Consider the following 12,820-nt stretch of genomic DNA (forward strand, 5'->3'; position numbering starts at 1 on the left):
GGGAAACGACCCCTACAAAAACGCTGAGCAGCAAAAGGCCCGCTGTCCGGCTGTGCTGGTTTAATACGAGTAAGAGATTAAACTAGAGGAGGCCGTTGCGGCTGTTGAAGAACCAACGAGGAAAGGCGAAAAATAGGCAGGATGGCGTAAGAAAATCCGCCAGGAAGATTGAGTGCAGACGCCGCAGATGGCAGACCATTACTGCTTATGTGGCAAACGACCCCATCGCAGGAAAGGGTCAAATCCGCCCCACCCTCTACGTTATCACCATCCGTTTGGCTGTCCGGTTGTTTGTGATCGCTACTGTCATGCAAGGAGCAAGCTGCGGAAGGGGCTTCATGATCAATTTGATTTTCAGGTCCCCCAGATACAGATATATTTCTGGCTTGAGCGCATAGCGGCATGATAGCAGCCAGAGCACCTTGCAGGGGCAGCGACAATATGATCAGAATCGATAAGAATATGCGCACGCGCAACATCATATTATCCAGTATGAGGTATCTATCCTCTTAGAACAAGAGTTACGTGCTATAAAGGAAAACCCGTATCCAACCGTCTCGATTCTTCAACAACTGTTGTTTTATCATAGTAGAGGGTTGGATAAATTCAAGTAGAGCCTCGATCCTATCGACACTGGATGCCTCGCATCTGCTGGCGGTTTCGGAATTCTGCAAGGAGAAATACCTGACCATGAGCAAAAAGGAAGACAAGAAGGAAAAGGAAGCAGGTGCGCCCGAAATATCCAAGGAAGACTACGAGGACACGCTATACAAACTCCAGATTGAACTTGTCAAGCTTCAACGGCACCTCATCGAATGCGATGACAAGATTCTGATCATCATGGAAGGGCGGGATGCCTCCGGCAAGGACGGCACGATCAAGCGGATCACCGAGCACCTGAGTCCGCGTGAAACGCGCGTTGTCGCACTCGGCAAACCCTCGGACCGCGACCGCAACACATGGTATTTCCAGCGTTATGTGCAGTACCTTCCCGCAGCGCAGGAGCTCGTGCTGTTTAACCGCAGCTGGTACAACCGGGCGGGTGTGGAGAAGGTAATGGGTTTTTGTACCGATACCGAGTATGAAGAATTCATGGATTCAGTGGTCGAGTTCGAGCTCATGCTCAGACGCTCCGGTATCAAACTCCTCAAGTACTATCTCGATATCAGTAAACCTGAACAGGAAAAAAGGCTGAGCCAGCGCAGAAAGGACCCTCTGGCGCAATGGAAAATCAGCGCGCTCGACGAGTATGCTCTCGAAAAATGGGATGAATATACATTAGCACGCGACAAGATGCTGACGCATACGCATAATCTGATTATGCCCTGGATCATCGTGCATGCGGACGACAAGCAGCTGACCCGGCTGAATGTCATCAAGGACATGCTCAGCCGACTGGATTACAAAGACAAGAACGAGCACCTGATTTTGCCGGATCCGCAAATCATCTCAACATTTACCGCCTCATTCATAGAGGAAGGTCTGCTGGCGGCATAGGCGTACTGTTTTATTGTACGCGTAGCCTTTCAGGAAACACTTTCATTTCAATCGCGCTGCTCCCTCCGGGAGCCCATCAAATGGGAGCGGCGGCGTCTCTCCGTCATGATCCGCTAAAGGGGCCGGGATGCATCTCCTCCCGTCAGATGCAATACCAGCGGAATCACTCCCTGCCTTCTCAAGACCTTGAGACGCCACCGCATTCATTTGCGCAATCTGACTGCCCTCACTCTATAGAGGCATATCCCGCGCAATAAACAAGTTATGACTTTCAAAAGCTATGTCGGGTTCTGGTTTTAATGTTCATCTTTATTTTTGTTTTGCCTGTCCCACCCTCTACTTTACTCTTCCTTGAATGTTGAGACACTTTAAACATAAACAAGTTGACAAAGTACCCTCCGATTGATACCCTATCCATAAGCAGAACGTCCTCCGCATCGCGCACTTCCCCGGTTCAACCCAGCTTCAGATCAGGCGCCCGTATGACAATAAGAAGTTTTCCAGCGATTGTATTCATGCTCGTGCTATTGTCTTCATGCGCCCCCATGAGTCCATATGAAGCAGTCAACAGTCCTGCTCTCCTGAAAACGGTGGAGGAGGCCAGAACATATAAGGATCATTACGCTTTGACAAAGCACTTTGAGAGTCTGGCTGAAGAAATGCGCGCGAGAGCAAACGAGCAACGAAAACTGCTCGATCATTATCAGGAAAAAAGCTATCTATACGGACGGCTGGCGCAGGATCAGCAATCGCATACCTGGGCGTTGATGCAGAGGTACGAGCATGCAGCCAAGGCAAGCCTTGGCAAAGCAGCCTTGCATCATCAAATAGCGGCAAGGCTCGAACAGGAGGGTTACGTTGTATCCTCACACCAAGCAGCCGGTGGGGTTTCCAATCCACAACAAACCAATAACTGGAGTAATTGAGGTATCGCAAGGCATCTTTTGGCATTGCCTGTGTGTATGCGAGTAACTCGCAGGAAATAAGGCCCGGTGACGAAGTCCTGTGTGCTATCCTATCGTCAAAACGGCCTTTAATCGATGATATAAAAACAGTCCGGCATAGGCCATGGAGGTATCATTGTTAAAAAGGTGGTTCCCGCTGATAATTCTGGTTATCTTTGCGCTGCTCAGCATTGGAACGCTTAACCGGCTGGCGCACAATATGGCGCAGAAAAGAGACTTCTACAGCGATCCGTTGTGCTGGACGTTTTGGGACAAAACCCATCAGGGTGTTCTGGATGCTCGTCATGAAAGAGCACCGGAAAAATCTGAGGTAATCAGGAAAGGGCGCTTTCATGAAAAGCGGGACTCTTATCGCACAGACCTGAATATTTTCCCAAACCCAAACCATTCGGAACCAGGGTCAACAACAGTATAAAATAACTGTAAACGGCGTACCTATTAATTCGGCGAGCAAAAAGTACAAGCGTCATACCGGCGGAAGTCGGTATCCAGTGACGTTCAAAGCACGCCATTATTGGTTAGGGCTGAATTCCGGTTTGCTGGATGCGAGTCAGGCCCGGAATGACGAGATTCATAGTGTTTTCTGGCCGGATCGATAAGGAAGCGCTGATGGAGTGCACCTGCCTCCTACAGCGGCTCATTTAGCCTGCCTTGATCTGCCTTAGCCCGCATAAATCAATCCAGCTATAGCCCCCTACCCTTGCAGCACCCGTAGCCAGGATGCCTTATTCCTGACACTGCGATATCATGATGGAAGGTTGATCGATACCTTCCATGCCTGATATCAATTCTTTTTTCTCTGCCGGCGGTGCTCTGGCCCGTAGTGTGCCAGGTTATACAGTGCGTTCACTGCAGAGGAAAATGGCTCAAACAATTGCTGATACCATTGCCTCCAGCACGATCCTGATTGCCGAGGCCGGGACGGGCACAGGTAAAACCTTCGCCTATCTGGTACCTGCCTTGCTGACAGGTGGAAAGGTGATTATTTCCACCGGGACAAAGACTCTGCAAGACCAGTTGTTCAACCGTGACATTCCTACCGTGCGCAGCGCGCTTGAGATTCCCGTTACCGTGGCTTTATTGAAGGGGCGGGCAAATTATGTTTGTCACTATCATCTGGAACGTACCTTCCAGGAAAGCCGCCCTGCCCTCGTCAGCCGCGAAGAGGTAAAGTATCTGAACTTGATTGAACGCTATGCCAAGGTCAGCAAGAGCGGAGACAAGAGCGGTTTGAGTGAAGTACCAGAAAATGCATCCATCTGGCAGTACGTCACCTCCACCCGCGATAATTGCCTTGGTTCGAATTGCCCGCACTACAAGGACTGTTTTGTCATGGAAGCACGCAAACAGGCCCTGTCAGCAGATGTGGTGGTGGTAAACCACCATTTGTTCTTTGCCGACGTCATGCTACGTGATGAAGGGCTGTCGGAATTGCTCCCCACCTGCAATACAGTGATATTTGATGAGGCTCACCAGTTACCGGAAACAGCCAGTCTATTCTTTGGGGAATCGGTCAGCACCGGCCAATTGCTGGAGTTGGCCCGGGACAGCGAGGCTGAAGCGCTGCGGAGCGCAAAAGATTTTGCTCCCCTACCCCCCGCTATTGCGGCAATGGAAAAGGCCGCGCGCGATTTCCGCTTGACTGTGGAAGGTGAGAACATGCGCATGCCAGTAGCTGCAATCAAGGCAAACGCAAAATTTGCCGGTGCGCTGAGTGATTTGCAGGAAAAACTGGGCAATCTGGTCGATCTGCTCGAAAAGCAGGCTGAACGCTCGGAGGGCCTGGAAAATTGCTGGCAGCGTTCGCTGGAAATCGCCAGCCGCATAAAACGCTGGCAAGAGCAGGCTGAAGCCGAAGGCTTCGTGCGGTGGGTTGAAGTATTCAGCCAGGCACTGCAACTCAATGCCACCCCGCTTTCCATTGCGGAGATATTCAACAAGCAATTAAGCGGGCCTCCGCGCGCGTGGATATTTACTTCCGCAACCCTTTCAGTCAAGGGTGACTTCTCTCATTACAATGAGCAAATGGGGTTGAATACGGGAACCATCCCTGCGCATTCCGCGTGCTGGGAGAGTCCTTTTGATTTTGCCCATCAGGCTTTGCTCTATGTTCCCACAGGCATCCCGGAACCGAACAGCAGCAGATATACCGAAGAATTGGTGAAGGCAGCCCTGCCGGTATTGAAGGCCAGCCGGGGAAGGGCATTTTTCCTGTGCACCAGCCTGCGTGCCATGCAAAAGACATATGAACTGCTGTTGGAGGCACTCAAGCAGGAAAGACTCGACTATCCTCTGCTGCTGCAAGGCCAGGGTTCGCGCTCCCACATGCTGGAGCGCTTCCGGAAGATGGGCAATGCAATCCTGATCGGCAGCCAATCCTTCTGGGAGGGCGTGGATGTGCGTGGAGAAGCATTATCCCTGGTGGTGATCGACAAACTTCCTTTCGCTCCTCCCGATGACCCGGTGCTTGCCGCACGTATCGACAAAATCAACAAGGAAGGCCGTAATGCCTTCATGGAGTATCAATTGCCGCGCGCAGTGATCAATCTGAAACAGGGAGCCGGCAGATTGATCCGGGATGAAACCGACCGTGGCGTACTGATGATCTGCGATCCACGCCTGATCAGCAGGCCCTATGGCAGGAAAATCTGGCAGAGCCTGCCACCCATGAAGCGCACACGCAATCTGGCTGAGGTGGAAGAGTTTTTTTCGGCAAGTTCCACCGCAACCAGGGTGTGAGGCATATTTTGACTGCGGCCTTGGCGGGTTTATCCTCATGCGGGATGTGCGCTGTGAAGACAGCGATGCGTCTCAAAGCTCCCAGAGCCGTTTCTGCAACAATATAAGGTTTCGTTGCAAGGTTCTTTCGACAGGTTGGCAAAGGACCGCATGCTGCATGCCGCCAAACCAGGAGAGCCAAAAGGCCGAATAGAAATAGGGCAAGATTGAAAGAAGGAGGTTTTCTATGAGCGGTCGCGCAGTTCCGTCACACCTTCTTTTTCTGCACAATGATTGCAGCAGAACATTGCCCCGCTTTTCTCCAGGCCGTGCCCAATGATTCGAACACCACAGTGGGTGCAGGTAGGCGCAAGCTGGTTGATGGCACATTCGAAGCTGTCAAACGTGTAGGTTTTATTCGAAACGATTACCTGAAAGGCTTTATCGTAGTCGTTCCCGCATCCGTCACATTTCGGCATACGCTCCTCCTCTAGGGCTGAAAACGAGCCTTCCAATAGGCCCGGCTGCACTGCTGCAATTAAAATCCAAAAAAACTTCTATTCCACTGCCTCGCCAGATGGCACGAATCGTTTGTTCCTTCCGGTTATAAAAATGACACTTCCCGGAAGCGTGGCAGCCCAAGCCAGACGAAGGATTTATCCTGATGTTGGGATTGCCGCGGACACGAACCCATCAATCCAGCAACCTGGCGAATTGCTTATCAGAGACTATAAACGCGCACAAATATACTCTATCTCTGCGTGGCTCGGTGCGCTATCGAACATAGTATCCAGGGAGAGGATGGGGGTATTTTAATTTGGTCGGTTAATTGCCAGCCTGTTCGTTATGAAATCTCGGATTATTTGCGACTTTGAGCGGAAGATAACAATAGCCCAAACGGTTCATATAGCTTGAAAAATTTCAATTTTGTCATACGTTTTAAAATACCGATGAGGTTATTAAGCGGTTTTTGACGCTAACACCGCCCTTGCCGGTTCAGATCAGGTTATTCAGCGCAGCTTTCTTGAGGAGAAATAAGAATGAAAAAAATTCATGCCGCCATTCTTGCCCTGGGATTCGTTACTGGTAGCGTAAACGCGGCCGATTTTTCTTTCACGGGAAACTTTGAACATGATGACGAGGTACAGGAGTTCAACTTTACCGTGACCGCGCCGACGTCTGACGTTACCTTGCGTACCTGGTCTTACGCCGGAGGGACAAACGCCGCTGGAGCGGAGGTTGCCCGAGGAGGATTCGATCCCATCGTTGCATTATTTGACGGATCGGGAAATTTGGTCGGGCAGAATGATGACAGCCATCTGGTCCCCGATTCGGTCAGCGGATATGCTTTGGACTCTTTGCTGACGCGCGATCTCTCCGCTGGAAATTATACTGCCACCGTCACTCAATATATCAGCTTTGCCAATGGACGCCTGTTAGCTGATGGCTTCCACGGTACCGGCTATACAAACTTCGGTGGCCGTGATTCGCATTGGGTACTGGATATTTTGAATGCCAGCTCCACCTCAGTCGGCGCTTCTTATATCTCTGAAGTTCCTTCTATCCCGGAGTCCGAATCCTATACTCTGCTGCTGGCGGGGCTCGGCCTGATTACGTTCGTGATACAGAGTTCTTCAAGAAAGCAAATGCCGGTATGAAGTAGGGGAGTAGTGAAATAATCTGTCTTTTTACTCAATCGCGTGTGCTACCGTACAGAAAAAAACAGCGGTGGCGGCTATAGTGGTAGCTCGAAAATAACCGGAGGGTAACATTATGAGCTATCTGAAACCTGTTCTTACCGCAACCATGCTGGCGCTGGCGCTCGGGCTTCCCGCCTGTAAATCCAAACAGGAAGCAGTGCGGGAACAATCGTTGGAACAGAAGGCCGATACAAAGGAAGATAAGGCGGATGTGGTGCGAAAGGAGGGGGAAGCAACCGCGGACAGCATAGAAAAACAAGATCCGGGTATGAATGCCAACAGCACGGAGCGAGCTGCGGAAGCTACGCGGGAATCGGCTGAGAATCGTGCCGACCAGATGGAAGATCAAGCCGATCGCCTGCGCGAGCAGAAATAATGGTTATAACGGTTGATCCTGGTTAACGGCAATGAGTTGCCGCTAACCTGGGTTATCCTTTTTCGTACAGTTCGGTAATCTGCCTCGCGAAGCGCTTTTCGATTTCTGAACGTTTCAGTTTCAGGGTGGGTGTCAGCAGGCCGTCTTCCACCTTCCAGGGTTCCTGTGACAGATGTACTGCCCGAATTCGGGCGTATTTGGGGAAACCCCGCAAGGTTGCCTTGATCCTTTTCAAAGCGGCTGCTCGGGTAGCCGAATGTGTCAGTGATTTGGCCTCGTCCGCTTTCAGGTCGAGACTGGAGGCAAGATTCCGCCACTCCCCCTTGTTCACTACCACCAGGGCCGTTAGATAGGGTCTTCCCTCGCCTACCACCATTACCTGGTCAAACAAGGGTTCCTGAATGATAGACATCTCCAAATCTGCCGGTGGTACTTTTTCGCCGCTGGAGGTGACCAGAATCTCTTTGATCCGCCCGCTGATAAAAACATGATTGTCAGAAATACGTGCCTGATCACCGGTATGCAGCCAACCCTCTGCATCAATCGCAGCGCGGGTTTCTTCGGGCCTGTTCCAATAGCCGAGCATGACGCCCGGACTGCGAGCCAATAGTTCATCCTGCTCACCGATACGAAGCTCTACGCCAGACAATGCGCTCCCCGTTGATTCCGGCACGATATCTTGCATGCGATTAGCTGTCAGAACCGGGGAGGCTTCAGTCAATCCATAACCTTGCAGAAGCGGCAAGCCCAACCCAATGAAGTGCTTTGAAACATCCGTGGCAAGTGGACCGCCTCCACTTACCGCAAGCCGGAGCCTCCCTCCAAATGCGGCCAACGCTTTGTCAGCTACCAGTTGGCGTAAAAGGGGCCATGCCATTCGGTGCCATAGTCGCTCCTTCCCCTGCCTTTGCACAGCGGTAAAGTGTTCCCAACCAAGTGCAACAGTCCAATCGAACAACAACTTGGCAATCCGTCCTCTCTCATGCACCTGCTGGTTCATCTTGTTGCGAATACCCGCATAAATTTGCGGCACGGCAACGAATACACCAGGCCGCACGGATTTCAAATCCTCCGGCAAATCTTTCAGAGAACGGGCATAGGCCACGCTGCTCCCTGCCATGAGGGGAACGTAATAGCCAACAGTGCGCTCGAGCATATGGGAGAGCGGCAGGAGCGAGAGATAGACGTCCTCCGGATAGCCGGATATAGCCTGAAGTGTTGCCTCCGCATCCCAAAGCACATTGAAGTGCGAAAGCATGACACCCTTAGGCTTGCCGGTCGTTCCGGAAGTATAAACAAGTGTGGCAAGCGCGTGAGGATCGGACGCGTGAAATTTGCCCTTGCTACCAGAATTGCCCCCATCCTCCTGATCGCTGGCATGCTCATCTGCTTCCTTCAGCCATTCATCCACACCCTGCAACATCCTGCCCTCGCTACCATCGGCTACCGGGTTTTCAACAGATAGTATCTTGTGCAATTCGGTAAGATGTTTGCACCGGGGAGCGAGCGTTTCCCAGCGCTTTTGAGTGCCTACCAGGAGTAACCGGGTGCCGGAATCCTCGAGAATGTAGGCGATGTTATCAGACGCGTCAGAGGGGTACAGAGGCACCACCACGAGTCCGACAGCGAGTGCAGCCTGATCGAAGCAGACCCATTCAATAGAATTGCGCAGCAGGATCGCAACACGATCACCCGGTTCGAAATTCTCCCGCATCAGCGCACGCTTCCAGCGCGCCACGCGCTCACCGATTTCCTGCCAGTTATATTCCCGCCATTTCCCGCTCTCGACATCAAACTGCCGGTAAGCTATCGATCGCGGGGTACGTTTGACCCGAATGGCAAAAAGTCCTGCCAGTGTTTGAGCCTCTTCACATGAAATGATATTTGTCTTCCGCTTCTGCCCCATCTGCACGACTCACTTATGGTTTTGCTGCCTCCACACTTCTTCTCACTCCCAGGTCCGAAAAAAACAAGGGACGCACGCTCTTCCACAGGGCTGGATCAGCCTTTGCTCAAGCAGTCATGCGACGGGGCGACATAACAGCCATCAGACCCAGGAGCAAATCAATCGTATCCCGAGAAGAGCATGATACGGCAAGGCTCGGGGATAGTGGGGATAGTGGAAGCGTAGACAATAATCTGTCCCATGTTATTGATACCGGCAGCGCTCGCTAGAACAATTCCGGCCGGCAGCTCAACCAGCGAATTGGGGTCTGTCATGCCCACGCCATTGGGGCCGGTGATAAAAGTGTGCTCATCACCTGCGGCTGTGCGGGAGTAGCCCACCACCTGCTCGGCATCATTGATGTCATAGGCACCAGTGGAATCTCCTCCCAGCGTCCCGAGATCAGTCAGTGTTTTGCTATTGATGTCCAGGATATATGAGCGTGCGGACACAGGGGAAACAAAACAAAGTCCGATACTCAGGGCTGCTACCAGCATCAGGCTCTGGATTTTAGAGCTAGGCTCAGGACCTATTAATTTTGGGATTCACGGAAGTGAGCGGATGTGATTCACTTATGTCAGGAGGAGTTGCCATGAGTGATCTTTTTATGCTGTCAGAGAAACAATTCAACCGCATAAAGCCTTATTTTCCCTTGTCCCATGGGGTGGCGCGTGTGGATGATTTGCGGGTGCTCAGCGGGATTATTTACGTGATAAAGAACGGCCTGCAATGGAAGGACGCTCCCAAAAGCTACGGCCCGCACAAGACGCTCTACAATCGCTTCATGCGCTGGAGCAGGATGGGTATATTCAACCGCATTTTTGCGGAACTGGCTGGCAAAGAGGAAACGCCCGATCGGCTAATGATTGACGCCACACATCTGAAGGCGCACCGTACGGCAGCCAGCCTTTTAAAAAAGGGGATGTTCCCCGCCGTATCGGTCGCACCAAGGGCGGCTTGAATTCAAAACTCCATGCCGTGTGCGACAGCATGGGCAAGCCTGTTGTCCTGCTGCTCTCCGAAGGGCAGATGAGCGATTACAAGGGTGCGGCCCTGTTGTTGCCTGTTCTACCCAAGGCAAAAGAGTTGCTGGGGGATCGCGGCTATGATGCTGACTGGTTCAGGGCAGCCCTCAGAGAAAAGGGTATTACGCCCTGCATTCCCCCGAAGAAGAACCGTAAAACCCAGATCGAATACGACAGGGAACTCTACAAGCAACGCCACAAGGTAGAAAATATGTTCGCCAGGCTCAAGGACTGGCGACGCATCGCCATGCGTTATGACCGTTGCGCCCACACCTTCTTCTCCGCCATCTGTATCGCCGCTACCGTCATCTTCTATCTCAATTAATGAGTCCTGAGCCTAGGAGTAATTTTCATGATTTTCTCTCCGACAAGAGACGGTTTTAGAGATGCGGAACTCTCCAGATTTGATGGAAGATGAACGTTTAAACGCTCATCTTCATCTGGCACGACTTTCGAGTTTACTCAAAGAACGGGGATATATTCCGCGATACCTTCAAGATTCACGGTCTCGTACGTGAGCTGGGCTCCAGTACGATCTACGACAAAGCCACGGCCGTGAATCAGGATGCCCATTGTCTTGAAGGTCTGCCGCAACTCTTCTCCCAGCTCAACTGGTGGCAGAACCAGTGCGAAATCCATAGAAGGTTCATCCGCAGCGCCAGACCTGAAATTTACTGAGATAAGCGTCCCCATTACTGTTTGCTGCTGAGTAATCTGTGCTCCGCGAAATACGAAATGGCCTTCCGAGCCTGTATATTCTAGGGAGGCCTCTTGTGGCTTTTCTTTCGCACCCAACGGACCCACTGCTTGAGGAAAAAAAACGACGCGTTTTACACCTTCCTGATCAACAAATGTAAAACGACTGGGATTTCTCTTCGGGTGTTCAGAATTGCCCAGGCTGGGATTTCTCTCCAGGTGTTCGGAATTGCCCAGCAATGCCTTTTTTGAATCGTGTTTGACGTGTATCCGAACCCCCTTTGCACCGGGAGGCAGGGGGTCCCAGAGGTGAACGACACCGATAGGCGTAATTGCGTCTGTGGCAGGTTCTTGATGCGGTGGATCAGCGACAAAATCAAAATCATAAATGCCGTCTGGCGGCGGCTGAATGAAGACAACAGGTTCTAACCGCGGATTTGTCCAACCCTCGCCCGGTATATTTCCTGACGCGCTAATTCGCAATTTAGGCGGATGATTTTCCAGAACAAATAACTCAACATCAAGAACTTCCAGAATTTTTTCCATTTTTGACTTCCCCCGTCATTTGAAATGAGTGGAGCGCTCTGCGATAGCAATGCTTCGGTTTGTGCTACTGCCATTCTTTATAGCCAAGGAAAGTAAAATAACAACCACATTCGCATTATCTATCTGTATAACCTTTTACAGAGCAATGGTCATCGGAAGGATGAGCGGGGAACATACTGGAAAGGGCTAAACAGCAAAAGTGTTCTGTTCACAGCGCCTGTGGCCCGCTTGATTTCGGGTTACAGCAACCGGTTGCGAAACAGCCATGCGGCGAAAGGCAGCGTAACTGCCGACATGATCAGGAGCGGAATCAGATCATAGCCGACCATGAGCAAGTCAGCCCCTTCCAGATACACGCGCTGCATCAGGTCAACAGCAAAGCGGAGGGGATTGGCCAGAGTAACAGTTTGAAGAAATTCCGGCATGTTGCGCACCGGTGTGGTCAGGCCTGAAAGCATTATGAGCGGCATCACCAGCATGAAAGTATAGAGCATGGCCTGCTGCATAGTGGTACAAACCGCTGAAATCGCCAGACCCAGTCCTATGCTGGCAATCATGAACAATGCCAAACCGGTATAGAGTGTTACCAGCGAGCCGGCAAGCGGCACCTCGAACCAGTAGAGCGACACCAGGAGGACGATGGTGGATTGCAGCAGACCTATTGCAACGATTGGAATCACCTTGCCTACCATGATTTCCATGGGTGAAAACGGTGTCACCAGTAACTGATCGAACGTACCGTTCTCGCGCTCACGGGCAACAGTGAGCGCAGCCAGCAACATTGTCTGTATCATGCTGAGCGAGGCGATCAAGCCCGGCATCAGATTCCAGCGGGTCTCCAGATTGGGGTTGTACCAAGCGCGTGTCTCAACTGTAAGGGGCTGCCTCGCGTTGCCACCTAACGTCGTGTTATATGATTCGATAATTGAAGCGACATACCCCGCGGCAGAGCCGGCGCTGTTGGAGTTGCGCGCATCGAGAATCAGTTGTACCGGGGCAAGCTCGCCTGCATTCACTTGCTGCTCGAAGCGTGGTCCGATCTGTATTACCATCAGGACCTGCTGGGAATCGATCACTCCCGCGATATCCCGCTGTGTTTGCAAGGTTGCGACACGCTGAAAAACACCGGTTCCATCCAGACGCGCTATCAATTCAACGGAGGCACCACCGCGGCTCTGATCAAGCAAGGCATAAGGCACGTTGATGAGATCAAAAGTGGCAGCGTAGCCGAATAAAAAGCTTTCCACCAGCGACGGGACGACAAGAATGACCCGATTGGCAGGATCTTTCAGGATCGCCAGAAACTCCTTGCGGCACAGACTGATAATGCGGCGCACGAGGTCGAGCATGAG

Annotated in this window: 13 protein-coding genes; 6 read left to right on the top strand and 7 right to left on the bottom strand. The window is 51.7% G+C overall.

The genetic code is table 11. The annotated features are described in order from the left end of the window. Positions 1–77 precede the first annotated feature (77 nt). Positions 78–482, bottom strand: coding sequence for a hypothetical protein (locus ACZ5BW_RS07360; protein WP_464543625.1), 405 nt, complete (start codon positions 480–482; stop codon positions 78–80). A gap of 208 nt (positions 483–690) precedes the next feature. Between ACZ5BW_RS07360 and ppk2 the strand changes: the two genes are divergently transcribed. Together ppk2 and ACZ5BW_RS07370 are read left to right on the top strand one after the other, a co-directional pair. Then, positions 691–1,497 carry a polyphosphate kinase 2 gene (gene ppk2, locus ACZ5BW_RS07365; RefSeq protein WP_464543626.1) on the top strand — a complete coding sequence of 269 codons (807 nt, stop codon included), beginning with the start codon at positions 691–693 and terminating at the stop codon, positions 1,495–1,497. 545 nt (positions 1,498–2,042) lie between these two features. Then, positions 2,043–2,423, top strand: a complete 381-nt coding sequence (locus ACZ5BW_RS07370; protein ID WP_464543627.1) for a hypothetical protein — start codon at positions 2,043–2,045, stop codon at positions 2,421–2,423. A gap of 157 nt (positions 2,424–2,580) precedes the next feature. On the opposite strand, the gene ACZ5BW_RS07375 is transcribed toward ACZ5BW_RS07370, so the two are convergent. Further along, on the bottom strand, positions 2,581–2,748 hold the full coding sequence (locus ACZ5BW_RS07375; protein WP_464543629.1) for a hypothetical protein: 168 nt from the start codon (positions 2,746–2,748) through the stop codon (positions 2,581–2,583). Positions 2,749–3,236: 488 nt separating this feature from the next. On the opposite strand from ACZ5BW_RS07375, the gene ACZ5BW_RS07380 reads away from it, so the two are divergent. Beyond that, positions 3,237–5,201: an ATP-dependent DNA helicase gene (locus tag ACZ5BW_RS07380; RefSeq protein ID WP_464543630.1), complete on the top strand. Its 1,965-nt coding sequence runs from the start codon at positions 3,237–3,239 to the stop codon at positions 5,199–5,201. A 224-nt stretch (positions 5,202–5,425) separates the two neighbouring features. On the opposite strand, the gene ACZ5BW_RS07385 is transcribed toward ACZ5BW_RS07380, so the two are convergent. Continuing rightward, entirely contained in the window at positions 5,426–5,659 is a 234-nt protein-coding gene (locus ACZ5BW_RS07385) for a hypothetical protein (protein WP_464543631.1), read from the bottom strand. A 561-nt stretch (positions 5,660–6,220) separates the two neighbouring features. Here ACZ5BW_RS07385 and ACZ5BW_RS07390 point away from each other — a divergent pair. Both ACZ5BW_RS07390 and ACZ5BW_RS07395 read left to right on the top strand, forming a co-directional pair. Then, positions 6,221–6,838: a DVUA0089 family protein gene (locus ACZ5BW_RS07390; RefSeq protein WP_464543632.1), complete on the top strand. Its 618-nt coding sequence runs from the start codon at positions 6,221–6,223 to the stop codon at positions 6,836–6,838. A gap of 115 nt (positions 6,839–6,953) precedes the next feature. Further along, on the top strand, positions 6,954–7,256 hold the full coding sequence (locus ACZ5BW_RS07395; RefSeq protein WP_464543633.1) for a hypothetical protein: 303 nt from the start codon (positions 6,954–6,956) through the stop codon (positions 7,254–7,256). A gap of 52 nt (positions 7,257–7,308) precedes the next feature. Here the strand turns inward: ACZ5BW_RS07395 and ACZ5BW_RS07400 are convergent, their stop codons facing one another. Then, positions 7,309–9,162: an AMP-dependent synthetase/ligase gene (locus ACZ5BW_RS07400; RefSeq protein ID WP_464543634.1), complete on the bottom strand. Its 1,854-nt coding sequence runs from the start codon at positions 9,160–9,162 to the stop codon at positions 7,309–7,311. Positions 9,163–9,320: 158 nt separating this feature from the next. Further along, complete coding sequence (locus tag ACZ5BW_RS07405; protein WP_464543635.1) at positions 9,321–9,698, bottom strand: hypothetical protein; 378 nt, start codon at positions 9,696–9,698, stop codon at positions 9,321–9,323. 95 nt (positions 9,699–9,793) lie between these two features. Here ACZ5BW_RS07405 and ACZ5BW_RS07410 point away from each other — a divergent pair. Beyond that, a protein-coding gene (locus tag ACZ5BW_RS07410) for an IS5 family transposase (RefSeq protein ID WP_464538886.1) occupies positions 9,794–10,551 on the top strand; the annotation gives its coding sequence in 2 pieces (ribosomal slippage) (positions 9,794–10,127 and positions 10,127–10,551; 759 coding nt in all). A 137-nt stretch (positions 10,552–10,688) separates the two neighbouring features. On the opposite strand, the gene ACZ5BW_RS07415 is transcribed toward ACZ5BW_RS07410, so the two are convergent. Then, positions 10,689–11,468, bottom strand: a complete 780-nt coding sequence (locus ACZ5BW_RS07415) for a hypothetical protein (protein WP_464543636.1) — start codon at positions 11,466–11,468, stop codon at positions 10,689–10,691. Between the two features lie 239 nt (positions 11,469–11,707). After that, positions 11,708–12,817, bottom strand: a complete 1,110-nt coding sequence (locus ACZ5BW_RS07420; protein WP_464538494.1) for an ABC transporter permease — start codon at positions 12,815–12,817, stop codon at positions 11,708–11,710. Between the last annotated feature and the right edge of the window lie 3 nt (positions 12,818–12,820).

Source organism: Nitrosospira sp. TNL300, assembly GCF_055385915.1.

Coding starts and splice junctions, on each gene's coding strand:
- ACZ5BW_RS07375 (WP_464543629.1), bottom strand. CDS start 2,748: ATGACGAGCATCCAGAACACCCTGATGGGTTTTGTCCCAAAACGTCCA.
- ppk2 (WP_464543626.1), top strand. CDS start 691: ATGAGCAAAAAGGAAGACAAGAAGGAAAAGGAAGCAGGTGCGCCCGAA.
- ACZ5BW_RS07415 (WP_464543636.1), bottom strand. CDS start 11,468: ATGGAAAAAATTCTGGAAGTTCTTGATGTTGAGTTATTTGTTCTGGAA.
- ACZ5BW_RS07380 (WP_464543630.1), top strand. CDS start 3,237: ATGCCTGATATCAATTCTTTTTTCTCTGCCGGCGGTGCTCTGGCCCGT.
- ACZ5BW_RS07400 (WP_464543634.1), bottom strand. CDS start 9,162: ATGGGGCAGAAGCGGAAGACAAATATCATTTCATGTGAAGAGGCTCAA.
- ACZ5BW_RS07390 (WP_464543632.1), top strand. CDS start 6,221: ATGAAAAAAATTCATGCCGCCATTCTTGCCCTGGGATTCGTTACTGGT.
- ACZ5BW_RS07405 (WP_464543635.1), bottom strand. CDS start 9,698: ATGCTGGTAGCAGCCCTGAGTATCGGACTTTGTTTTGTTTCCCCTGTG.
- ACZ5BW_RS07420 (WP_464538494.1), bottom strand. CDS start 12,817: ATGCTCGACCTCGTGCGCCGCATTATCAGTCTGTGCCGCAAGGAGTTT.
- ACZ5BW_RS07385 (WP_464543631.1), bottom strand. CDS start 5,659: ATGCCGAAATGTGACGGATGCGGGAACGACTACGATAAAGCCTTTCAG.
- ACZ5BW_RS07360 (WP_464543625.1), bottom strand. CDS start 482: ATGATGTTGCGCGTGCGCATATTCTTATCGATTCTGATCATATTGTCG.
- ACZ5BW_RS07370 (WP_464543627.1), top strand. CDS start 2,043: ATGAGTCCATATGAAGCAGTCAACAGTCCTGCTCTCCTGAAAACGGTG.
- ACZ5BW_RS07395 (WP_464543633.1), top strand. CDS start 6,954: ATGAGCTATCTGAAACCTGTTCTTACCGCAACCATGCTGGCGCTGGCG.